General features: G+C 37.4%; 22 protein-coding genes. 19 read left to right on the top strand and 3 right to left on the bottom strand.

The window, feature by feature from the left end; all coding sequences use genetic code 11:
* Position 1: 1 nt before the first annotated feature.
* From fliD to E7303_RS04025, 11 genes are all read left to right on the top strand, one after another.
* On the top strand, positions 2 to 1,561 hold the full coding sequence (gene fliD / locus E7303_RS04075; RefSeq protein ID WP_292143962.1) for a flagellar filament capping protein FliD: 1,560 nt from the start codon (positions 2 to 4) through the stop codon (positions 1,559 to 1,561).
* A 29-nt stretch (positions 1,562 to 1,590) separates the two neighbouring features.
* Entirely contained in the window at positions 1,591 to 1,995 is a 405-nt protein-coding gene (fliS, locus tag E7303_RS04070) for a flagellar export chaperone FliS (RefSeq protein WP_292143961.1), read from the top strand.
* Between the two features lie 23 nt (positions 1,996 to 2,018).
* Entirely contained in the window at positions 2,019 to 2,498 is a 480-nt protein-coding gene (locus E7303_RS04065; RefSeq protein WP_292143960.1) for a hypothetical protein, read from the top strand.
* Positions 2,499 to 2,758: 260 nt separating this feature from the next.
* Complete coding sequence (locus tag E7303_RS04060) at positions 2,759 to 3,682, top strand: flagellin N-terminal helical domain-containing protein (RefSeq protein WP_292143959.1); 924 nt, start codon at positions 2,759 to 2,761, stop codon at positions 3,680 to 3,682.
* 229 nt (positions 3,683 to 3,911) lie between these two features.
* A complete protein-coding gene (locus E7303_RS04055) occupies positions 3,912 to 4,883 on the top strand; it encodes a flagellin N-terminal helical domain-containing protein (RefSeq protein ID WP_292143958.1) in 972 nt (323 codons plus the stop codon).
* A gap of 148 nt (positions 4,884 to 5,031) precedes the next feature.
* The gene (locus E7303_RS04050; RefSeq protein ID WP_292143957.1) at positions 5,032 to 6,210 is read left to right on the top strand and encodes a glycosyltransferase family protein; all 1,179 of its coding nucleotides are present in this window, start codon (positions 5,032 to 5,034) and stop codon (positions 6,208 to 6,210) included.
* Positions 6,207 to 7,097 carry a glycosyltransferase family 2 protein gene (locus E7303_RS04045; protein ID WP_292143956.1) on the top strand — a complete coding sequence of 297 codons (891 nt, stop codon included), beginning with the start codon at positions 6,207 to 6,209 and terminating at the stop codon, positions 7,095 to 7,097. Before E7303_RS04050 ends, E7303_RS04045 begins: the two co-directional genes overlap by 4 nt.
* A 112-nt stretch (positions 7,098 to 7,209) precedes the next feature.
* Positions 7,210 to 8,163 carry a glycosyltransferase family 8 protein gene (locus tag E7303_RS04040; protein WP_292143955.1) on the top strand — a complete coding sequence of 318 codons (954 nt, stop codon included), beginning with the start codon at positions 7,210 to 7,212 and terminating at the stop codon, positions 8,161 to 8,163.
* Between the two features lie 7 nt (positions 8,164 to 8,170).
* The gene (locus E7303_RS04035; protein WP_292143954.1) at positions 8,171 to 9,124 is read left to right on the top strand and encodes a glycosyltransferase family 8 protein; all 954 of its coding nucleotides are present in this window, start codon (positions 8,171 to 8,173) and stop codon (positions 9,122 to 9,124) included.
* 3 nt (positions 9,125 to 9,127) lie between these two features.
* A complete protein-coding gene (locus E7303_RS04030) occupies positions 9,128 to 10,177 on the top strand; it encodes a glycosyltransferase family 2 protein (RefSeq protein ID WP_292143953.1) in 1,050 nt (349 codons plus the stop codon).
* A 3-nt stretch (positions 10,178 to 10,180) separates the two neighbouring features.
* Complete coding sequence (locus E7303_RS04025; RefSeq protein WP_292143952.1) at positions 10,181 to 11,614, top strand: hypothetical protein; 1,434 nt, start codon at positions 10,181 to 10,183, stop codon at positions 11,612 to 11,614.
* A 48-nt stretch (positions 11,615 to 11,662) separates the two neighbouring features.
* On the opposite strand, the gene E7303_RS04020 is transcribed toward E7303_RS04025, so the two are convergent.
* The 3 genes from E7303_RS04020 to E7303_RS04010 form a co-directional block, all read right to left on the bottom strand.
* Positions 11,663 to 12,172 carry a hypothetical protein gene (locus tag E7303_RS04020; RefSeq protein WP_292143951.1) on the bottom strand — a complete coding sequence of 170 codons (510 nt, stop codon included), beginning with the start codon at positions 12,170 to 12,172 and terminating at the stop codon, positions 11,663 to 11,665.
* A 93-nt stretch (positions 12,173 to 12,265) separates the two neighbouring features.
* Positions 12,266 to 13,600, bottom strand: a complete 1,335-nt coding sequence (locus tag E7303_RS04015) for a hypothetical protein (RefSeq protein WP_292143950.1) — start codon at positions 13,598 to 13,600, stop codon at positions 12,266 to 12,268.
* Between the two features lie 29 nt (positions 13,601 to 13,629).
* Positions 13,630 to 14,574, bottom strand: coding sequence for a LicD family protein (locus E7303_RS04010; protein WP_292143949.1), 945 nt, complete (start codon positions 14,572 to 14,574; stop codon positions 13,630 to 13,632).
* A gap of 132 nt (positions 14,575 to 14,706) precedes the next feature.
* Between E7303_RS04010 and E7303_RS04005 the strand changes: the two genes are divergently transcribed.
* The 8 genes from E7303_RS04005 (at position 14,707) to E7303_RS03970 (ending at position 24,878) form a co-directional block, all read left to right on the top strand.
* Positions 14,707 to 16,587, top strand: a complete 1,881-nt coding sequence (locus tag E7303_RS04005) for a LicD family protein (RefSeq protein ID WP_292143948.1) — start codon at positions 14,707 to 14,709, stop codon at positions 16,585 to 16,587.
* A 12-nt stretch (positions 16,588 to 16,599) separates the two neighbouring features.
* On the top strand, positions 16,600 to 17,316 hold the full coding sequence (locus E7303_RS04000; protein WP_292143947.1) for a ribulose-phosphate 3-epimerase: 717 nt from the start codon (positions 16,600 to 16,602) through the stop codon (positions 17,314 to 17,316).
* Between the two features lie 35 nt (positions 17,317 to 17,351).
* Complete coding sequence (locus E7303_RS03995) at positions 17,352 to 19,289, top strand: LicD family protein (protein ID WP_292143946.1); 1,938 nt, start codon at positions 17,352 to 17,354, stop codon at positions 19,287 to 19,289.
* Between the two features lie 82 nt (positions 19,290 to 19,371).
* Positions 19,372 to 20,454: a CgeB family protein gene (locus E7303_RS03990; RefSeq protein WP_292143945.1), complete on the top strand. Its 1,083-nt coding sequence runs from the start codon at positions 19,372 to 19,374 to the stop codon at positions 20,452 to 20,454.
* A gap of 404 nt (positions 20,455 to 20,858) precedes the next feature.
* Complete coding sequence (locus tag E7303_RS03985) at positions 20,859 to 22,421, top strand: sugar phosphate nucleotidyltransferase (RefSeq protein ID WP_292143944.1); 1,563 nt, start codon at positions 20,859 to 20,861, stop codon at positions 22,419 to 22,421.
* Positions 22,418 to 23,020 carry an SIS domain-containing protein gene (locus E7303_RS03980; RefSeq protein WP_292143943.1) on the top strand — a complete coding sequence of 201 codons (603 nt, stop codon included), beginning with the start codon at positions 22,418 to 22,420 and terminating at the stop codon, positions 23,018 to 23,020. The genes E7303_RS03985 and E7303_RS03980 overlap by 4 nt, the downstream gene beginning before the upstream one ends.
* Positions 23,021 to 23,047: 27 nt before the next feature.
* A complete protein-coding gene (locus E7303_RS03975; RefSeq protein WP_292143980.1) occupies positions 23,048 to 24,163 on the top strand; it encodes a DegT/DnrJ/EryC1/StrS family aminotransferase in 1,116 nt (371 codons plus the stop codon).
* A 1-nt stretch (position 24,164) separates the two neighbouring features.
* The gene (locus E7303_RS03970) at positions 24,165 to 24,878 is read left to right on the top strand and encodes a WbqC family protein (RefSeq protein ID WP_330601615.1); all 714 of its coding nucleotides are present in this window, start codon (positions 24,165 to 24,167) and stop codon (positions 24,876 to 24,878) included.
* Positions 24,879 to 24,882 lie beyond the last annotated feature (4 nt).

Genomic DNA, 24,882 nt, shown 5'->3' with positions numbered 1-24,882 from the left:
TATGCCTATCAGAATAACAGGAATGAACTCTGGGCTTGATACTGAAAGTATCATAACCGCGCTGACACAGACCAAGCAGGATAAGGTAAATACTTATACTGGCGATCAAAAGAAGCTGACGTGGAAGCAGGAGAAGTGGAAAGAATTAAATAAGAAAGTAACTTCATTTTACAATGGAGCGCTTAGTAACCTGAGATTTTCAACTGCTTATACCAAGAAAACTACGACTGCGTCCAATACCAGCGCTGTGTCTATTGTGACAAGCGAAGGTGCAATGGAGACTTCGCAGACACTTGATATCACTTCACTTTCAACAGCTGCTTATCTAACAGGCAAAAAGCTAACAACAGAGAATGGTAATGCTACTAAATCAACAAAGATGAAAGATTTAGGGCTTGAAGATGGAGGAACACTTAAGTTTGCTATTGGAGATAGTGAAACTGATGTTATTTCTGTGGATGTAAAAGCTACAGATTCAATAAATGATGTTCTATCCAAATTAAAAAATGCATCGTCTTCTGAAACAAAGACAAAACTCAATTTTAACTTTGACGAGAATAATAATAGATTCTTTGTATCGGCTAAAGAGGCCGGCGAAGCAGCAGCCTTCCATTTGGTATCAACAGATGCTATGTCAGCACTTGGATTTGGACTGTATGACGGTGATGGTAATGAGGTTTCTTCTGAGGCGGATAGCTCCAACTATGTCGCAGGAGCTAATGCTAAGATTGTGCTTAATGGTGTTGAGTATGAATCCAATTCAAACACTTTTGAAATCAATGGACTTACTATCACAGCCAATGAAAAGGTAACAGGTATCCAGCTTACAACAAAGCAGGACACAAGTGGTATCTATGATAACATTAAGTCTATGATAAAAGAGTACAATAATCTGATGAAGGAATTTGCTACTCTTTATAATGCTGATAAGGCCAGCAAGTACAAAATGCTCACTGACGATGAAAAAGAGGCAATGAGCGAAACGGAAGTCGAGGAATGGGAGAACAAGATCAAGGATGGCCTTCTTAGTGGAGACGAAACCATTTCTACTGTCAGGTCTGCTCTAAGGGGCATAATGGCACAGGGATTTTCAGTAACGACAAAGGATGGCGAGACAAAGAATATTGGGCTTGCTTCCTTTGGAATTACAACGGCGGATTATTTCGGGGCTGAAGAGAATGAGCGAGACCTTCTTCATATTGATGGCGATCCTGATGATGATACTGTTAGTGGTAACACAGATCTTTTGAATAAGTATATTAAGTCAGATCCGGATATGGTTCAGGATTTCTTTATCCAGTTATCAAGAAGTCTATATTCAAAGTTGTCTGATCTTATGAAAGGTACTGAATATAGCAGCTCATTCACCATCTATGAAGACAAACTTATGGCTTCACAATACAGTGCCTATAATGACAAGATAGACACAGCGCAGAAAGCACTTGAGGCAGCTCAGGATAAGTTATACACGAAGTTTTCAAGAATGGAAACAGCCCTGGCCAAGGTTAATAGTGCAAGTGGTTCATTATCAAGTTTCTTTGGAACAGGATCTAGTCAGTAAAGAAATATGAAAAATGCGAGGGAGCGCTTATGCCAACATTACAGTCACAGCATCGTGCAATGTATAATCAATATCAGACCAACAAAGTCATGAGTGCATCAGGTCCGGAACTTACTCTGATGCTCTATGACGGAGCAATAAAGTTTTTAAATATTGCTGATGTAGCTATTGAGAAGAATGATATTTCAAAAGCTCATGAGAATATTGTAAAAACCGAACGAATAATTGACTATTTAAGAAATACACTTGATATGAAATACCCTGTTGCGCAGGACTTTGAAAATATGTATTCTTATATTGCAAGGAGACTTGTTGAGGCCAATATAGGTAAAGACAGAGATATACTTGCAGAGGTCAACAAGCACATGCACTCAATTCGAGATAATTGGATTGAAGTGATGAAAGCAAACCATGTATATGTAAAGGATGCGTGATTCAAAAGCCAAAGGGGGTAAAAATGGTATCAGCCAGTCTTGACATGTTGGAAGAAAGTCTGATCAAGAAACTTGAGATCATGAAGAAGATTGAGGACGAGAACAAAAAACAGACAGATATCCTCAAGGATGTATCTAATGTAGATGAAAAAGCGTTTGACAATATTCTTGATGTGAAGGGAGAACTGATTGAGCAGATAATTGCACTGGATGATGGTTTTCAGACGCTCTTTGACAGGGTAAAAGAGGAAGTCAGTGATCACAAAGATCAGTACAAGGATCAGATCAGGCGCATGCAGGATTTAATTCAGGAGATTACAGGGAAGAGCGCTTCAATTGAAGCTGCCGAGCATAGAAATAAAAAACTTGCCGAGGAATATTTTAGTAGTGCAAGAGAAAAAATGAACTATAGTAGACGGACTTCGGCAGCCGCATTTAACTATTATCAGACAATGAACAATTTCAAAGATATACCACCCCAGTTTTTGGACAATAAGAATTAGTACTTAAGGGCTTCCGCCATATATCGGCGTGAAGCTCTTTTATCTTTATAGGAAAAATAAAAAAATGTAAAAAAATTTCAAATTGCTCAAAAAAAACAAAAAATTATTTCAAAAAAGGGTTAAGTTGCCGGAAAAGCTGCCGATAATACTAGTGAAAACAAAACAAAAGCAGCCATGGAAGGGACTCCGCGATAAGCTGCACAATAAAAAAGAAAGGAATGGCAGCAAGGAAGCGGGCCCCGTTCATGGAGGATTAAATAATGGTAGTACAACACAATATCACAGCGATGAACTCAAATCGTCAGTTGGGAATCACAACTGATATCCAGGCTAAGTCTAGCGAAAAGTTATCATCAGGTTACAAGATCAATAGAGCAGCGGACGATGCAGCAGGTCTTGCTATTTCCGAGAAAATGAGACGTCAGGTAAGAGGTCTTACACAGGCTTCTGCCAATGCTCAGGATGGTATTTCGGCGGTACAGACAGCTGAAGGTGCTATGGTAGAAGTTCATGACATGCTTCAGCGTATGAATGAACTTGCTGTTAAGGCTGCCAATGATACTCTTCAGTCAACAGACCGTTCATATATTCAATCTGAAATGAATCAGCTCTCTCTTGAAATTACACGTACAGCTGAATCTACAGAGTTTAATAACCAGATGCTTCTTGATGGTACATTCACTAATAAACAGCTTCAGGTTGGATCAGAGACAGATTCTATGGCTCAGATTCCTATAAATATTGATAGACTTAGTGCATCCCTTCTTGGAGTGGCTGCATTGGCAAAAAGTGATCCGGCTACATGGCTTAATGACCCGGCACAGAAGAATACAAAGTTTTCAGCAAGTAATGCGGCAACGCCTAAGAATCTTGGAGATGACCAGATAAGTGTAATGACACACTCACTTGCCAAGAATGCTATCATGGCGGTCAAGATGGCACTTCAGAAAATTTCAGAACAGAGATCAAATCTTGGTGCTATTCAGAACAGACTTGAGCACACAATTAAGAACCTTGATAACGTAGTAGAAAACACTCAGGCAGCTGAATCTCAGATCCGTGATACAGATATGGCAGAGGAAATGGTTAGATATTCCAACAACAATATTCTCGCTCAGGCTGGCCAGTCAATGCTGGCTCAGGCAAATCAGACAAATCAGGGTGTTCTTTCACTTCTTCAGTAAAAATAGAGTATTTAGCAGGCTCCGGTTCAGTACTGGAGCCTGTTTTAGTATAAAAAGAAAATTTATATATTTTTTTTAAAAATACCCCTAAAGTTTTTATAATTATAGTCGATAATAAAGGTGTAATACAAAACAGAGATAGTTTCTAAGCCAGCATTAGTAACTATTTCATAAACAAGGCAAACGAGCAGCAAGGATGCTGCCGTACAAATTCAAGGAGGAATATATTATGGTAGTACAACACAACATTACAGCGATGAACTCAAACAGACAGCTTGGTATCACAACTGGTATTCAGGCAAAATCAAGTGAGAAGTTATCATCCGGTTACAAGATCAACAGAGCAGCAGACGATGCAGCAGGTCTTGCGATTTCCGAAAAGATGAGACGTCAGGTAAGAGGTCTTACACAGGCTTCTTCCAACGCTCAGGATGGTATTTCTGTAGTACAGACAGCTGAAGGTGCACTTAACGAAGTACATGATATGCTTCAGAGAATGAACGAGTTGGCTACAAAGGCTGCTAATGACACATTGCAGACAGTAGACCGCGCATACATCCAGCAGGAAGTTGCAGCTCTTTCAACAGAGATTACACGTACAGCTGAGGCAACAGAGTTCAACAACACAAAGCTTCTTAATGGTACATTCACAGGCAAGCAGCTTCAGGTTGGTTCTGAGACAAACAGTCAGAATCAGATCCAGGTAGACATTCAGAGAATGAGTGCATCTATTCTCGGTGTAGCAGCTCTTCCTTCAGCTAAGATTAATTCTACTGGAAAAACAACTACAGCAACTAAAGTAAGTGAACTTGGCGATAAGAAGGAATACACTAGTGAGGAAGTTGATGGAAGCAAGAGATCAGACGCAAAAGCTCCTACTGTTGAAGGTGGCGGAGATCAGATCAGTGTAATGAGCCATTCACTCGCTAAGAATGCTATCATGGCAATCAAGAACGCTCTGGTTAACGTATCAACAATGAGATCTAACCTTGGTGCTATCCAGAACAGACTTGAGCACACTATCAAGAATCTTGATAACGTTGTTGAGAATACTCAGAGTGCTGAATCACAGATCCGTGATACAGATATGGCTACCGAGATGGTTAAGTATTCTAACAATAACATCCTTGCACAGGCTGGACAGTCAATGCTGGCACAGGCTAATCAGTCCAATCAGGGTGTTCTTTCACTTCTCGGTTAATAAAAAGTTCATAAGAACAAGTTGTCGTTTGAAAAATTACAACTACCAAAAGGGGCTCCGGTTTTCGGAGCCCTTTTTCTTTGCTATAAACGAAAAGACAAATTCTTATAATCACGATATAATAAATATATACGATAGGAGCGATGATATGCATATTATTCTATTCCAAGGCAGACACGCTGAATTGTCTTTTTTTGTGGGCCAATATATTAAATACATAGAAGAAAGTTCTACATTCGAGGATTATTATGTTGTTGATGTAAACAGACCTGAAACATATAACTGCCTCGAATTTGATGAATATGCGACGCGTCCTGAAACGGCTATGTTCACTTTTAATAATATTGGAGTGCATTTAATGGCCGATGGGGGTGGTAATTTTTGGAAGGAAAATTCTATTCCGGTATTTGATTATATAGTAGATCATCCAAGAAATTTTGAAGATACTATGTTAAGACCACCTTGCGATTTATATGTCTTTGCACTGGACAGAAATCATGTGGATTTTATACGAAAATACTATAAATTAGTTAAAAAGGTTGTCTTTTCGCCTAATGGTGGTACTACTTCATCTGAAAAAATCAAAAGATACACAGATCGAAGTATAGATGTCCTGTATATGGGAAACTGCAATGAAAGAGTAGATTATTACAATTCAATAGACACTCTTTCTGATAATGGGGCAGAGCTATATAGACAAGTTATAGGGATGATGCTAAATGATACAACCATTACAACAGAAAAGGCGATAGAAATATATCTTTTACAAAATCAGAATCATATTAGCGAAAGAGACATTTATGAAGTAAATAGAACTGCAGCTTGGAGCATAGAAGCAACGGTAAGGCGTATTACTAAACTTGCGGGAATGAAAGCGTTATCTGATGCTGGGGTAAATGTGGAAGTTTATGGAACCGGATGGGAAGATGAAAATTATCCTTATGGTGAAAATATTAAAATTAATGCAAGGATTGAGCCGGATAGGATACTAGATGTTTTAGACGATTCAAAAATTTCATTGTGTTTTATTCCGTGGTTTAAACGAGGATGCAGTGAAAAAAACTTTAACTCTATGTTGCATGGAGCAGTATGTGTTACTGATTTTAGCGAGTATCTAAATGAACACTACAAGAATAATAAAAATATAGTTTATTTTGATCTTAATAATCCTGTCAAAATGGCCGGAGACGTGGTGTCTTTACTTAATGATCCTGAAAAGGCAGAGAATATTGCAATTGAAGGATATCAGACAGCGCTTAAATATGACACATGGGATAACCGTTATGAAGTGGTAACAAAAGAAATTAGAAAGGTACTTCTTGGATGAAAAAGGTCAGTGTTATAGTTCCTGCTTATAATGCGCATGATACTCTTGCAAGGTGTCTTGGAAGTCTTGTTAATCAGACACTTCAGGAAATTGAAGTAATAGTGGTTAATGATTGCTCCAAAGATGATACATGGGAAATTATGAAAAGATGTAAAAAACAATTTCCTGATAAGGTTGAAATAATTAATTCTGAAGTGAATAGAGGTCCAGGAGGCGCAAGAAATCAGGCACTTGAAGTGGCAACGGGTGAATATATAGGCTTGGTTGATAGTGACGACTATGTTGTTCCCAATATGTATGAACTTCTATATTCCAAGGCGGCAGAAGGAAACTACGATATGGTTGATTGTGGCTTTTACCGTGAAGCCACTGATGAAGCCAGATTATATACTGGAGATAATGATACCGGTGAACTAAATGCAACCAAAAGAAATAGCCTGATTGTAGCAGGTGGATATCTTGTTACGAGGCTTATCCGAAGAGAATTATGGAATGATCCAAGAATACGAATGCGGGAGAATATCTTATGCCTTGAAGATTCAGAAATACTTACTTATATGTTGATGCGAGCGAAAAGTATAGGAAATGTAAAAGAAATTCTATATAAATATTGCGATACCTTTGATTCTGCAACAAAGACAATTGATTTTGAAACATATTATAACTCCATATATGGCGCAATGAGTGCGATATATAATGTAACTTCCGTGATGGATAACTATGAAGAATGCAGACAGGCAATCGAATATGAAATTGTTCAACTATATTCTTACGGTGTTAACAGGTGTCTCATGAGAAACATTAGGAAATATGGTGCTAGTATAGACTGCCTTGATAAGTTTTTTACCCGCCTTGACAAGGGAGAAAAAAAAAACTCAATAGATTAAGAGCTTTGGCAAAGCAAATAATAAAAACACCATATAGGGAAAATAAAAATGTAATCGGAAGAATTAGTGATCTTGATATTGCAATTATTGAAATGAATGATAAGGGAATCGTATGAATCTTGCAGCTTCTTTTAATAAAAAGTATATCAACTACGCTATTGTGATGCTGACATCCTTTTGTGAAAGCAACACGTGTCACAATGAGATTTTTATTCTTCATAGTGAACTGCAAAAAGAAGATATAGAAAAGATTGAGAATTGTCTAAAAAAATATGATGTGAAAGTAAATACCATAGATGTTTCGGCAGATATAGAGAACCTAAAACTCCCTACCACCGTGGATTGGAGTAGTGAAATGTATTACAGGCTTTTTCTTCCTGAGAAACTTCCTGATAATGTCGATCGAGTCCTTTATGTGGATGTAGATGTCATTGTACATGGGGCCTTGGATGATCTTTATTTTTCTGATTTTGAAGGCGCTGATATTATGGCGGCTCTTGATTCTAATAACACCAATGTTATGGGCAATTACACGGACAAGGTAAGAGAAATGCTCCTTCCCTTGTATGGAGAGGAGTTTTCATATTTTAACTCTGGCGTTTTATTGATGAACATAGCTCAGATGCGAGAGCATTATTCATTTTCTTTTTATCTAAAAGCCATGGAAGAATGGGATTATGAGATGGCAGCTCCTGATCAGGATATATTGAATTATGTTCACCATGATAAAGTAAAAATAATACAGTGGGAGAAGTATGATCTTTTTGCAAAGCTTGCCTACAACGATGGCTGGTCCTACGAAAAAGTGAAAAAAGACAATATAATAGTTCATTTTGCAGGAACAAAGCCATGGAGTTTTGATAATACGCGATATGAAATAGAAAAGTTATGGTGGGACTACGCAGCGCTTACACCGATTAATATAGAACTGATGGAAGTATTGTTGGAACAGGCACTGTCAAATCCATCACTTGAAAAAATAGTATTACAACTTGAAGACGGAAAAGAAGAATATAAAAAAGCTATTAATGAAGCTAAGCAGATAGTTGATAAGCTGATAAGGTGATGATTCTATGAATGTAATAACAGCACTTAACAGAAAGTATATACCCTATACTGTAGTCATGTTGTGTTCATTGGGAGTTAATGAAAGAACAAAAGTTGATGCTTATCTTTTACACAGCGAGCTTACTGAAGAAGATATTAAGCAAATTCAGAATGAACTGAATAAGAATGGCGTTTACATTCACCCACTTTATGTTGATAGAACAAAATTCAGTTCAAAACTTCCACACAATGATCAGTGGAGCATTGAAACCTATTATCGGTTGATGATGTTGGAATTATTGCCCACCGAGGTAGAACGAGCTTTGTATCTTGATGGTGATATGGTGATAAATAAGGAACTAGATAGCTTCTATGCCTATGAATTTGGGGAAACTGAAATTATAGCCTGTGATGATAAGTGTGGTCTTAATGAGCCGGAAACATATGGCCCTAAGCATAATGAGATGTTTAGAGAAGCATATGAAAACGGATACAGGTACTTTAATGCAGGTGTAATGTTGCTTAATGTTAAAAAACTTCGTGAAAAGTATTCCTTTCAAACATATCTTGACGCAATTGATGCTTGGGATTACAAGATGGAAGCGCCGGATCAGGATATTTTGAACTGGGTCCATTGGAGAAGTGTCGGATATGCTGATTGCATGGTGTATGATCTTTTCGCCAGACTTGCACACAATGCGAAAATAACATACGAAGAAGTGAAAGAGGCGGTTGCAATAGTCCATTTTGCAGGCGCAAAGCCCTGGAATAATGAAAACGTTCACTTTGATATCGAAAGGCTTTGGTGGGATTATGCAAAAAGAACAAGCTACTATGAGAGATTGCTAAAGGATTTTGTTTATACTGCCGTTATGGATAAAACAGTAGAATTATATATAAAGGATCTTTTGAAGCAGAACAGCGCGTTAAAAAATAATCTGGAAGAGATAATGAAGAGAATGCAGAATCTTGTTGGGTGAATAATGACTGAAGAACAATTGATCATATCAAGAGAATATCTTAACAGTATAGATCCTAAAAGAGATATTTCCTGTATCACTGATAGGAACTTAAATAAAAATCAATATGACCTGGCTGTTATTATCCCATGCTTTAACGTGGAGAAATATGTTAAAACTGCGATTGATTCTGTGCTAAAGCAAAAAACAACATATAGACTTGAGTTCATAATTGTAGATGATGGTTCAGCGGATGAAACAGGGACTATTGTTGATGAATATGGTGAACTTGAAAACGCTTTAGTCATTCATCAGGAAAATGGTGGATTATCTTCAGCAAGGAATACAGGGCTGATATATGCTGATGCTAAATACATTTGTTTCATGGATTCGGATGACTGGATGGCTCCGGGCGCACTGGAATGCATGATCAAAAATGCCTGTGAGTTTGATGCAGATATAGTTCAGGGCAAAGTAAAAAATGTTACAGAGTACCAGCAACTTACAGAACTAGATGGCAATAATGAGATAGAGAGAATAGAACCATTTAATATAGATGGATTTGCGGTTGCAAAGCTTTATAGAGCGGAGCTGTTTGATGGAATTTCTTTTCCTGAAACCTATTGGTTTGAAGATGCAATAGTTTCATATCTTATCGCACCAAGGGTAAAAAATGCATACGAGATCAGGAATGTGGTCTACGCGTATAGGCATAACATTGATGGGATCAGTAAAATATCCCAAAACAGTAATAAGGCAGTTGATGCGTACTGGCTTAGGGAAATTCTGTTATCTGATATGAAAAAAATAGGGATAGAAATTGACCAGATAATTTATGAAAAACTACTTGATGAAATAGCTTTGACATATGTACGTACCAATAATATGGAGCTAAATGCTAAGGTTGCCATATTTTACCTTACGTTATCATGGATGAAAGATTATTGCGTGAATTTTAAAACCCGCAATAAATTTCAGGGGCCTCTTGAAAAGGCTATTTTGCTAGAGAATTTTAATACATATTGCGATGGATGTGCCATTATTTGGAACAATAAGATAAGCAGAGGGCTATAGATAATGGTGATTATAGATAATCAAAAGTATGGAGAAGCTATAAAAAGAATTGGTAATGCTGGAAGTAATGCCAGAGTCAACTGGTCACTTAATATGTTCAGAGAGGCAGAAAATGTAATTGCTGATTATGAATATGCTTTGGTTACTAATAATGAAGGCGAAGATATTGCTGTCCTTGCTTGGTATGCCAATTCATATGTTCATAGTTACAAATATAATGGGGATATTGATCTTGAGTTTCTAAATGGGTATAAGTGCCTGTTTTTGTTTGGGTGCAATGAGTATTCGGTTGAACTGTGCAGGACAGCACTTGATAAATGGACAGGGAAACGCCTGGTGTTTGTTGGGGAAGACTGGAAGTATGTTATTGATTTGCTGCCAGAGCTGCTTGAAAAAGAGTGCATATGGGAAGATGCTTTAGATCAAGAATTGATGAAAAGTCTTTCTGACGGGATGACATATTTACAGATAAAATTGGGTATTCCTGGCGAAGAACCAATGGCACGCTATGAAAATCATATTATGACATATGATGAAGTTATGGCGTTTACTTATCTATTTTCTGACAAGGAAGATTTTGGAGAAAGAAACCCGGATAAGAAATTTTGGGTGTTTGATGCTCATTATGGAAATCTGGGCATCTTCAATGTGTTTAATAAATCTTTTTGCTGCATGAAATATGCCAAGAAAAAGGGCTATATTCCTATACCAATTCTGACTGATTCGAGGGGACTTTTGGGTATATATCAGGATAGTAAAGATGATGACTTTTGGAAAAAATTCTACGAGTATCCGGATGGATATACTCCTGAGGATATTCGCGGAAGTAAAAATGTATATTTTGCTCCCTTTTTCTATAATGCCACTATAATGCAGAAGCTTATGGATAAATATAGTGAAGGAGTTGAGATTACCTGGCCAAAAGGGATATATAACAAAAGGGTATTAAATTATATCAGGGAAAGAGAAGATAAGTTTTTGCCTTATCCCGAAAAAACTTTGGGAGTATTGGCAAGGGGGACAGATTATGTAAATACGCATTTATCTAACCACAGCATACATGCGACTAAAGAAATGATTGCGCAAAAAATAGATGAGTGTCTCAATAAGTGGAACCTTGATTTTATTTATCTTGCTACTGAAGATGCGTCTTATTGTGATTTTTTCAAAGAAAAATATGGGGATAAGATTTGCTTCACAGATCAGGAAAGATTTACAGTTAATAAAGGCCAACTACTAGGTGATATGCATAGAAATAACCCAGATAAGAGAGAGGGATTTCTGCTTGGAGCAGAGTATATTCTCTCAATTACTCTTTTGTCCAGATGTAGTTCTCTTATTGCGTCAGGCGGTTGCGCCGGTTTAGGAGAGACAAAAAAGATGAACGGAGGCAGATATAAAAACATATTTGTATTTAATTTGGGAACGAATAAATAACTAAAAAACACCGGTGCGACGGCACCGGTGTTTCGTTCTTTTAGAAAATTAGGCCTGTTTTAACTGTAATTCTTGAATATCTTGAGCATTTTTTGCAATTGCAACCTTCATAACTACAATATCACTGAAAGCTGCATCAAATTTTTCTGCACCATTTTTATATCTGTCATAAGTGCTTGTGTAACAACTCTCAATTGTCGACAATCTTGGAATAACGTTATTTTCCAAAAGGTCAACCTTGATGTACCGCATATCATCTTCTAAATTGCTTACTCTGTCATTTAATGAAACCATCTCGGATTTCAATGTGCTGACATCAGACTTCAATGTTCCGACATCAGACTTTAATGTTCCGACATCAGACTTTAATGTTCCGACATCAGACTTCAATGTACTGACATCAGACTTTAATGTTCCGACATCAGACTTCAATGTGCTGACATCAGACTTTAATGTTCCGACATCAGATTTTAATGTGCTGACATCGTTTTCCAGTGTTCCAAGTTTTTTGTCTAATAATGCTTCAATGGCATTTAAATCTTCTTTTGTTAAACTCATTTTCTCTCCTATAGAGGTCCCCACCTTGTAACAAAGAAATGATAACACATAGAGAAATAAAAATCTATATGGCAATTTGAGTAATACGAACCATCAGAGAACATCAACGTTTTCTACCATTATAGGCTTACCGGTAGCTTTAAAAAGCTCTAATACAGAGCCTTTATCTCCATAGAACGCGTCGCAAACTGATATGGCGGTAAGCGGGCTGTCAGATTCATCTAAGATACCGATAGCATCGCTCTTGTAAGCTTCAATAAGAGATGAATATGAATCTGCAAACTCAGGCCTGAGTTGCGCAATAACTTCACTAAGCAGAGGGTGAGGACGCCATATCAGAGCTACATCATTGTTGTTATCTTTGAATATCTGAAAAGTACTCTTGATTTTTGTGATGAGTTTTGTGTTTTCGCTTAGAAGTGCAGAAACTGAATTTGAATAAAGAATTACTTTCTTTCTGCTGCCATCCTGCTTTAATATATACTTTTCCCACGCTGCAGGTATTTCAGCGCTTTGACATTCTTTTACTTCCATTACTCTTGGAAAATCTTCACATGTTATTTTCTTTTCTAATGAAGCTTTATATTGCTCGCGGTCATCGCCTGCCAACATTTTTATCATGGCAAGTTTCATATTTTCTGATTGAAGGATGATCTTGTCAATATAATTTATGCCGGGAACTGTCAGGTATTCTCTTAACTTTTCTATTTGATCGTTACTTTTAATTTCGGGCTCGGTTAAAACAAAGTGTGGAACGTAAATTAGTTCATCTGTAACCCCATGAAGATAGTCTGTATAGAAAAGCGGCGATATACTTGCGCCGAGATTCTGGTTGTCGAATGCATTCTGAATATAGACAATATCAGGGTGAATACCTTCGAAGTCGTATTTATCAAAAGCGATGAGGGTGATATCTTTTGGATATCCATCGATGTCAAAGTGCGGATTACTACCATCAAGGTTTCCGTTTGGAAGTCTGTCATACCAGGGGATTGGAATTACTCTTAGATTATTATTATTGTCTTTGGAGAGTTTTCTGTATATATAGTCAAAGCCGTCCCAGTAATCTGGAGAACAGGGTAAAAAAACTATCTCTTTTATCATGGGAAATTCAGAACTAAAGATATGTCTGGCATCTTCCAGACTTTTTTTCAGCATGCCGGCATCTGAAATGGGAGTATTTTTGGATAATTTCTCTGAGAAATTATAGACATCTTCGCAGAAACGCTCCAGGGCAGTGACAGAATCAGTTCCCTGACCGCAGAATTCTTCAATAGTATTTCCAATGACGACAGCACTTTCCTGACACTGAGACAAAAGTGAAAAGATGGCGTCAGTATTAGAAGACATAAGATTATCTACATGGTCAATTGCCTCTTCTAATATGTTGAATATTTCAATTAGATCTTTTCTCTTTTGTCTATCCAAAATTTTTCACCTCATCAAGTACTATCTGATCAAAGTACATCTTTCATTTTTCCCAGGTAATTATGAAGAAGGATTTTTCGCTCCTGTTCAGCCCAGAAGGGGTATCCGTGAGCAGCTTTTGCCCTTTTTGGAGTCATATAGTCCTTGGAATAGCAGGTGGAAAGAACGCCATCGTATCCTTCAGGAATGGGAACTTCCATGAATTCAAAAGGCTTTTGTATTGTGTTTTTGTACCAGGAAGTGTTTCTTCGCATGTCATTTTTTCTGAAAGTAGAATCGGGATACCATAGCATGTGCCGACTTTCCTGCCGCCTTGTCATCATGGCTATGCTATCAGCAAGTTTCCATAGAGAATTTTTTATATGTTCATCCCTCTTAACCTTTTTACCGGTTATGTCTTCAATCTGTGAAAGGTACCCTTCGAATTCACCTGATGCAATGTAGCTTTCCATATCCATTGCAAGACTATAGGCAGCGCTATAGAGATTTCTGACATAGTCCCACTTTTGGGGGTCAATTGGGGCGTAATCCAAAGGATATAGGTCCAGACCTGTCATATAAGGGCAGTTAAAATATAAATTGGATATTTTTTTCTGTTCAGGATCGGTTCCTATATCGATTACCTTACGATTGGTAACAAAACCTTTGGGCTGATCACAGCGCTCATCCGTATAAAAACTTACAACATGACAGTGCTCTGGAAGTTCATCCTGTAAAATATATATGAACTTCATATAGTCTTCACGTCTTATACAGATATCAATATCGTCATCCCAGGGAATATAGCCTTTATGGCGTACAGTGCCAAGTAAAGATCCATAATCCATCCATATCTGAATATTATGCTTCCTGGCAATTCCCAGAGTCCTGTCAAGCATGGTCATCTGAATAGCCCAAGCTTTTTTCATAGGCTCAGGAATATAAAAATCATTTCGTTCTTCTGCTTTAAAAAAAGAATCTGGAATTGTCAGCATAAACAAATCTCCGATAAAATGTTTATAGATAAATTATATTACAAAAATGCCTGCAAGTGTTTAACAATGTGATTAAATCCATATAGTGTGATAAAATATACTTAAATACGATAACGACTGGGAGTTTTTTTCATGCATCATGGCGTTGACTTTTTTAGAGATGAAATAAGAAATGGCTTTTATATTCCTACTGCTGTTAAACAGTCATGGGCAGCAGCTCTTGATGTGCTTACAGTTATTGACGATATATGTAAAAGACATGAGATTATGTACTATGCTGACTGGGGAAGTTTTCTTGGAGCAGTTAGACATGGTGGCTTTGTTCCCTGGGATGATGATCTTGATATATGCATGAAAAGATATGACTACGTGAAATTCAGGGAAATAGCTGATAAAGAATTACCTGAAAACTTTTGTATTCATGATTATGAAAGGCAGCAGAATCATTGGCTTTTTTTGGCCAGAGTAGTGAATAATAAACATATTTGTTTTGATGAAAAGTACTTAAATGAGCATAACAATTTTCCATGGCTTTCCGGTGTTGATATATTTTTAAAGGATTACCTCTACAAAGATGCTGATAAGGAAAGGAAAAGATGTGATGCAATAATGCATCTTTTAGCTGAAGCAGAACCAATACTTGAAACAAATAGAGAAAAGGCTATTACACTTTATTGCAAGGCAGAAAGGCTTATGGCTGAGGTCTCAGAGGACGAAGCAGATGAAGTTGGACAAATTTTTCCATGGATTCTAAAAGGTGGCAAGGGGGAGGAAAAAGAATCTTACGAAAAAACGGAACTACTTCCCTTTGAAGATACCTATATTCCGGTTCCATATAAATACAATAAAGTTTTGAAAAGACGCTATCGTGACTACAATGTGATAAAAAAAGGTGTTGCAGGTCACGATTATCCCACCTTTGAGGGACAGAGAAAGGCTTTTGAGAAAGAAACCGGGGCTAGAATTCCGCGTTTTGAGTTTACATCTAAGATGCTCCAAAGGCCTGAAGTTGAACCTCCGAAAGACCAGGATTTCAGAAGAGAAGCGGTGCTTTTTTTACCAATTGGTCCAAGAGAATGGGATAGTATGGAGCGTGCATTTATGAAAGAGGCGAAAAATCCTGATACTGATGTGTATGTGGTTCCACTACCATTGATGCCCAAGGACTATTTTGGAAATGTTGAGCTGTCTGATGAAGAAATAATAGCTGCAACCGAGCTTGATAAATACCCTGAAAACGTTCAAGCTGCAGCTTTTGACTTTTTGCAGGTTGATCTGGATAGTGCTTTTTTTGACAGGATTTATATTCAGAGTCCATATGATGAGTGGAATCCGGTCCTTACAATTCCTCCTTATTATTATTCCGAAGGCTTAAGATACAGCACGACAGAACTTATATATATTCCGCTGGGGCCGGTTGGTGAGTTTGGCGATAAGGATATTCCGGACATGGAGGGAATGAATTTTTATGTTACCATGCCGGGGCCGGTGTATGCTGATAAAATCATGGTGCAGTCAGAGAATATTAGAAAGCATTACGTAGACAGGCTTTCTGAGTTTGCAACTGGGAGTGATAGAAAATATTGGGAAAACAAGATAGTTGCAGTTGCTGATTTATATGGAGAAAGTAAAAAAACAAAAAAAGAGCAGACAAAGAGCATTCTCTTTGGGATTTCTTCTTATGAGTATTACGAGAATAAAGAGGTATTTGAAAAGGCCTTGAGATCCCGGATGGAAATATTTAGAGATAATAAAGATAACATCAGGACTGGGATTGTTGTATATCCGGATTACCATGAGACGGGATGTGCTTTAAATAAAGACTACGGTAAGTTTTATGAAATTGTTATCAGCTTGGCAAATGAATTTGAAATAGAAATAATACAGATGGCTGAATCTGATTCTAAAAAAATACTTAATCAATATGCAGCATACTACGGGAGTTCCATGCCACTTGTTCATAAGTTTGTAACCCTTAATAAGCCTGTAATGATTGCTGATTATAAAATTTGAAACGGAGGTTTTATGGACAAAGAGTTTACTTTGACCGCTTCCATGATGTGTGCAGATTTCGGGCACCTTCGTCAGGAAGTAAGAAATCTTGAAAAAGCAGGAATTGATTCTTTTCACATCGATATCATGGATGGTAGATATGTGAATAATTTTGCCATGTCACTATATGATATGGCTGAAATTGCGAAGGTTAGCAAGAAACCTCTGGATGTGCACCTGATGATCGAACATCCCAGAAATAACATAGATCTTTTTTTAAAGAGACTTCGCCCCGGGGATACCGTATATATCCACCCGGAGGCAGAGTATCATCCTTCAACAACTCTGCAGAAGATAATAGATGCCGGAATGCACCCGGGGATTGCAATAAACCCCGGAACCAGTGTTGGGACTGTGAGAGAAATGCTTAGAATTGTTGATCATGTTTTGGTAATGGCGGTTAATCCTGGAAATGCCAGTCAGATGTTTTTGCCTTATGTTGGCGAGAAAATTGACATACTCATAGAACTCCGAAACCAAATGGGATTTAAGCTCTTTTGGGATGGAGCCTGTGGCAAAGCCAGAATGCTTGAGTATGTTCCTAAGGGGATTGATGGTTTTGTTCTGGGTACTACACTATTGTTTGGAAAAAAGACTCCTTATACGGAGATAATAGATTCTATTCGAAGACTTGATTTTGAGTATCTGGAGCATGAGAAAAAGATAGTAAATGAGCCATATATGAGCTGATATTATAGATTGGATCTAAGACAGGAACGTTGGTTATGGGCAGTGACAGGACTGTTTGCGAATTACTGAATTTAAAGTTTGAGCCTTCTTTTTTTCAAGGTGAAGTAAGAGAAGGCTTTTTTGTTTCGACTATGATGAAACGCTATTGGGCTGCGCAGATTGAGGTGCTGTCTGAGATTGCGAGAGTCTGTGAGAGACACCATATCAAATGGTTTGCCGACTGTGGCAGCCTTATTGGAGCAATCCGGCATGAAGGTTTTATTCCATGGGATGATGACCTTGATATTTGCATGCTGCGTGATGATTGGCTTCTTTTTTTTGATGTGGCCCAAAAAGAACTTCCCCAAAGCTATAAGCTTCTTACTATTTCACAGGAGGAAGAATACGAGCAGATCATAGGACGTGTGGTGAACAGCTCTGTCATTGATCTTAATAGAGAATTTCTTGAGAAGTTCCATGGATGCCCATATACTGTGGGCATTGATATATTTCCGTTGGATGGTATATATGAAGATGAGATAAAAGAAAAGGAAAGGTGCCAGAGGGGGAAAAGACTTATTGAAAAGTATGAAAACTGTAGTGGTTCTCATAAGAAAAGAGATTTGCTTTTACAGATAGAAAGAAACTACTCGGAATGCGTTTCCTCTAAAGCACAGGAAGTTGCTCTGATGCCTTTTTGGATTACAAAAGGCTCCCATAAATACCCAAAGGCTCTCTTTGAATATGCTGTGAGGCTTCCGTTTGAGAATACTTACATCAATGTTCCTGCCAGATATGAAGAGGTGCTTGCAATTGAATACAGAAACTATATGCAGGTAGTTAAAGACTGGAAATATCATGAGTATCCGGCTTTTGGTGAACTTGAAATAATACTTAAGGAAAATATAGGGAAAAATCCCTATAGATATACTTTGGATTTGAATGCACTTCTTTTATCCATAAAAAGATATACATTAAAATTGATTGAACCGCCAAAGAAAAGGGATAAAGAAATCGTTGTATTTCTTCCGTGCAGAGCCATTTGGTGGAAGAGTATGGAAGGATATTATAGAGCATGTGTCAGTGATGAAAACAAGGAAGTCCATGTCCTTCCTATTTTTTATTTTGACTGTGATTATAATGGGCAAATTGGGGATAATCATGATGAAAGAGCTATGTTCCCTGAATATGTTTCAGTTGAGGACTGTGAAAAATTTGATTTTGAAAGGATACATCCTGACAAGATAGTTGTTCAGGTTCCTTATGACGGATTTAATACTGCCATGACTGTTCATGAGTTCTTTTATTCTGACAACCTTTTAAAATACACGGATGAACTAATATATATCCCTTGTTTTGATATGGAAGATCCAAAAGAGCTGGAGGATAAGGCAGCAGCTTCAATTAAACCACTCATAGAACAACCAGTTGTGATAAATGCAGACAAAGTGCTACTTAAGAGCGAAATGATGAAAAAACTGTATGTGGAAACTCTTGTGGAGCTATGCGGTGAAGAGACCAGAAATTATTGGGAAGCGAAGATTTTAGTTTGGGATTTTAAAGCCAAGGTGGGAAGAAAATTGTCATCTGGTGGCGAAGGTGAGGAACATAAGAGAAACTTAAGTTCAGAAAACAGAAAGACTGTCGTTTATTACGTATCGATCAGCATGCTGCTACGCTATAGGGAAAAGGCGATAGATAAGATAAGGCGGTCGTTACAGATATTTGAGGACTCCTCTGCGGAGATAGATGTTATATATCTGCAACAGGAAGCTATCGGTTCTCAGCTTGAAAAAATTGATAGAGGGTTACATGAAAAATATGTGACGGCTATTTCGGATTTTGAGAAAAGAGGAAAAATCTCTTTTGACAAAAAAGGAGATGCTCTCAATAATATGGACCAGTGGAGCTCCTATTATGGTGAACCAGGTGCACTAGCTCATAGATGCATTGAAATGGGAATTCCTGTGATGATTGAAAATGTGAAGGTATAAAATTTATTAGCTTATGAACATCCTTTTATATGATTTTCTAAATTCATACATTCAGTATGACCTGGTATATTATCTGGAAAAAATGGGACATAATTGCAATAACGTAAGCTATAGCCAGCAGGTGGACAAGTATAACGACAATTCTTTTACCATGAAAATGGAAAAGGATTTGGAAGATGGGAACTATGATCTGGTGCTTACGACTAATTTTTGGCCAGTGGTGTCAAAAGTCTGCAAAAAGCATGATATAAGATATGTTTCATGGTTTTTTGACAGTCCGCCTAATCTTCCGACTGCAGAGTGCATGGAGTACTCCTGTAATAAGATTTTTTTCTTTGCGCGAGCTGACTATGAATATTACAAGGGGCTGGGGCTTGACAATGTGTTTTATCTGCCTTTGGCTGTCAATGTTGACAGACTTTTAAGCGTTTCCACGGATTATAAAAAATACGGAAGTGAGGTTTCCTTTGTCGGAAAGCTGTATGAGTCAATGCTTCCTACGTTAATGTCCCATATGACTGAATATCAGAAGGGGTATATTGATGGAGTGGTAAGGACACAGATGCAGCTATATGGCGCTTATATTGTTGACGATGTGATTTCCGAAGGATTTGTTCAGGAGGTACGAGACAGGTATAAAGAGCTTTCTGATAAGGCTATTCAGGTTAGTCAAAAAGAATTGGCATGGGCGGTTGCTTCATATATCACTCATTTGGAGCGAATGACACTGCTGAGCTTGTTGTCGGGGCGGCATCAGATGAAGCTATATACGTTTGAACTTACAGAGGATGAAAAGAAAATGCTCCCCAATGTGGAGTATTGCGGGTCTGTTGACTATCTTACTGAAATGCCACAGGTGTTTAGAGCAAGTAAGATAAATATTTGCCCTGTCTTGAAAGCGAATAAGTCCGGAATTCCCCTTAGAGCGCTGGATATTATGGGGTGTGGAGGATTCCTTTTATCAAGTTATCAGCCTGAGCTTTATGAATATTTCATTGATGGGCAGGAGTGCGTGATGTATTCGTCTTTGGAGGATGCAATTGCTAAAGCTGACTTTTATCTTAGGCACGAGGAAGCCCGGAAGCAGATTGCAGCGGCGGGTTTTGAAAAAATAAAGAGAGAGTTCAGGTACGAGGATAGGATAGAAGCGTTATTGGGGACATGAGTTTTAGGAAGAAATGCTATTTTAAGCCTTCATTCTTGACAAAGTTGAGGATGGAATAGAAGTCACTACTATTATTGAAAAAGTGATGAAGCGATTTGACGTGAATAAAGCCAAAGCGGAAGAGTATTATAGGAAATATTCAAAGCAGCAATAACAGAACATAGTTCATAACATAGGCGTAGCGTTTTGCTACGCCTATTATTATACGTAAAATAAAAAATTCTCTAAACTCCATTTTGAAATGTGCGAAAAAAGAAAATATTCAGATAATATGATATACTATATATAGTTTTATTTGTGTCGGAATAGCACATCTAATAGTTCCAAATGAATATGCCGATATATGATATGAGTTGAAAAAATAGAGTTTAAATATACGCAGCGTGAAAGGGATGGCATAATAAATGGAATACATTATAGTTCAGGCTGGTGGAAAAGGTACACGATTGGAACACCTTACAAAAAATAAACCTAAAGCTCTAGTCTCTGTGGATAATCTTCCTATGATCTTCCATTTATTCAAGTTGTTTCCAGATAAAAAATTTATAATAATTGCGGACTACCATAAAGAAGTGCTTAGAAAGTACTTGTCTTCTTTTGCCGATGTTAAATATCTGGTTGTTGATGCACAAGGAACGGGTACTGCATCTGGAGTAAAGCAGTCAATTAATCTGATACCGGATAATGAGCCATTCATGCTGGTTTGGTCTGATCTCATTTTGCCAGAGGGATTTGAACTGCCAGATGGCTATAAAGATGGATTAGTTACAGGTAATATCGATAATTATGTTGGTATTTCATCTACGTTTCCATGTAGATGGAAATACGAAAACGATGAATTTGTTGAAGAACGATCCACAGAACATGGTGTTGCAGGATTTTTTCTGTTCAAAAATAGGGAACAGATTTTAGATGTTCCTGAAAGCGGAGAATTGGTCCGCTGGATGCAACAAAAAAGTATGAAGTTTTCTGAAATCAGCCTTGCGGGGACAAAAGAGTTTGGCATTCTTAAGGAATATGAAGATCTTAATGTATCCAAGTGCAGGCCATTCAACAAAGTGACCATAGAGAATGATAGATTTATCAAAGAACCTATAGATGAACAGGGAAAGAAACTAGCACAGAGAGAATGCGCATGGTATGACAAAGCGAAGTCTATGGGTATAGAGGTACTTCCACAGATCTATTCCACAAAGCCGTTAACTATGGAACTTATTTCTGGAAAAAATATCTATGAGTGCGACTTTGAGAAAGCTAAAAAGAGAATAATCTTAGAGAAACTGGTTGAGGCACTTCAAAAACTTCATTCAAAAGAGAATGTTCCAGTGGATTACTTTAGTATGTATGAGGCTTATTACGGAAAAACTCTGGATAGATTATCCAAAATCCAGAATATGCTGCCTCTTGCAGATGAGAGAGTCATTACCATAAATGGCAGAAAATGCAGAAATGTATTCTTCCATTTGGGAGAGCTCGAGAAACAAGTTGAATCACTAAAGTGTAGCCACTTCTCATTCATTCACGGTGATTGTACTTTCTCCAATCTTATGGTCAGAGATAATGGAGATCCCGTACTCATAGACCCAAGAGGTTATTTTGGATTTACTGAGCTTTATGGTGATGAAAACTATGATTGGGCTAAACTCTATTATTCAATTGTTGGCAATTATGACAGATTCAATCTTAAAGATTTTAATCTCGACATAGGTGGCCATTCAATATACTCAGAATACACTGAAAACTCTAAGCCACAGTTGGATGATGCAGAAGTTAATCTTTCTATCAAATCTAATAACTGGGAAGATATGGAAAAAGATTTCTTTGAACTGACTGGAGCTAATGAGTATGAGATTAAGCTTCTTCATGCAATCATCTGGCTATCTCTGACAACCTATGCATGGCAAGACTACGATTCAATTTGTGGTGCGTTCTATAATGGGCTTTACTATTTGGAGGAAGTGTTGTGACATCTTATTTTGAAAGACAGTTAAAAGAGTTTGAACATTCCATTCATTCTATGGATATGGAGATGTTTGATAAGTGGTTAAAAGAATCAGTGGCAACCCTGCAAAGTGGACATAAAATTATCGCATCAGGTCTAGGAAAAAACGTTCCTGTATGCGAAAAGTTTGTTGGATCAATGCAGTCATTAGGACTTGATGCTTACTTTCTCAATACCAATTCAGCCGTACATGGAGATATGGGTGTAGTCAAAGAAGGTGATATGGTAATAATCCTTACAAAAAGTGGAGAAACGGCTGAATCCATTTATTTGACTAGGCTGCTAAAAGAAAGAAATGTGAGGTTATGGTTACTTACTTTTGAAAAAAACAGCACGTTATCAAAGGAAATACCTCACAGCATCATACTAGAGCTAATCCATGAAGGAGATCAATGGAATATAATGCCAAATAATTCGACAACGATTAATCTTATTGTGCTTCAAGGGCTGGCAATGAAGATAGCGGATGAGATGAATCTTACTTTGTCAGATTTTATGAGAAATCATCCAGGTGGACACATTGGAAAAGTTTTAAAACAGCAGACAGATAATGTCAAAGAATAAGAAAAAAACAGTAGAATTGAGGTGGATATATTGGAAAAAGTATTAGTAACAAGATCATCTATGCCTAGTTTTGAAGAGTATACAGAAATGATCAAGCCATTATGGGAGTCACATTGGCTAACCAATATGGGTACTTATCATAAGCAGTTGGAAGCTAAACTTAGGGAGGCACTCAAAGTTCCAGAATTGTCACTTATGGTTAACGGACATATGGCATTGGAGTTGGCAATACAATCTTTTGGCTTTCCGACTGGAGCTGAGGTGATTACTACTCCATTCACTTTTATTTCTACTACACATGCGATAGTAAGAAATGGCTTATCGCCGATATTTTGTGATGTAAAACCAAATGACGGTACTATAGATGAAGAGAAGATTGAAGATCTGATAACAGAAAAGACAGTGGCAATTGTTCCGGTGCATGTATATGGTCATATTTGTAATGTTGATAAGATAGATTACATAGCTAAAAAATATAATCTTAAGGTGATTTATGACGCGGCACATGCTTTTGGAATAGAGTATAACGGTGTAGGCGTAGGAAGTTATGGAGATGCTTCTATTTTCAGCTTTCATGCGACCAAAGTTTTTAATACCATTGAGGGTGGTGCAGTTACTTTTAAAGATCATGCAATATATGAAAAGTTGTACAACTTAAAAAACTTTGGTATTCGCGGAGAAGAACTTGTTTCCGAAGTTGGCGCTAATGCGAAAATGAATGAGTTTTGCGCGGCATTTGGCTTATGTAATTTAAGGCATTTTCAAGAGGCTATTTCATGGAGAAAAAAGGCTGCAAAACATTATACAGAAATGTTGTCGGGAAGGAAAGGCATTGTGGTTTTCAGTGGAAGCGAGGACTATCAGAGCAATCATAACTATGCATATTATCCGATACTTATAACAGGAGAAAGAGGAATGGATCGAAATGAAGTGTATGAAAAACTAAAGGATAATGATGTTTTCTCAAGGAAATACTTCTATCCACTAACTTCCGACCAAGCATGTTTTAAGAATAAATACAGAAATATTAACGTACCAGTAGCAAGAAAACTGGCGGAACAGGTGCTGGTGCTTCCTATTTATGAAGGTATAACTGACGAAATAATAGATAGGATTGTCGGTTTGATTTTGGAAGGAGCCTGATATGAAACTGGGAATAATGCAGCCATATTTTTTTCCATATATCGGATACTTTTCTTTGATCGAGTACTCGGATCGGTTTATTTTTTTTGATACTCCTCAGTATATTTCTCATGGGTGGGTTAATAGAAATCGCATATTGTCACAGCAGAGTGAACCGACATATATAACTGTTCCGATAAAAAAAGCGCCACAGGAAACTGCGATAAAAGATATCTTCATAGATAATAGTAATAAATGGAAAGAAAAGATATATGGTCAATTGAGTGTGTATAAAAGAAAAGCACCTAATTACAAAGATGTCAATGAATTGATACATGAAATACTTGATTGTCGTGAATGGAACAATCTTTCAGAGTTGAATGTTTATTCTACCCAAAGGATTAGTCAGGAGATTGGCATTGATAGCAAGTATGATGTTTTTTCAGAAATGCATCTGGAAATTGATACTGTAAAATCTCCTGATGAGTGGGCTTTGTACATAACTAAGGCATTGGGAGGAGATATATATGTGAATCCACCTGGCGGGAAGAGCTTTTTTAACAAAAAAAAGTATGAGGACATGAACATTGAATTGGTGTTTTTGGAATCTAATTTACCATCATATATTCAGCGGATTGGGAAATGGGTTCCAGGGCTTTCGATAATTGATGTAATGATGTATTGCGGAAAAGATGAGATAAAAGGAATGGTCAAAGATTTTAGCCTATCTCATTGAGTTC

The organism is Butyrivibrio sp. (assembly GCF_015056685.1).
GTDB lineage: Bacteria > Bacillota > Clostridia > Lachnospirales > Lachnospiraceae > Butyrivibrio.
The sequence above is the reverse complement of the archived record's forward strand: the minus strand, read 5'-3'. Positions and strand labels throughout refer to the sequence as shown.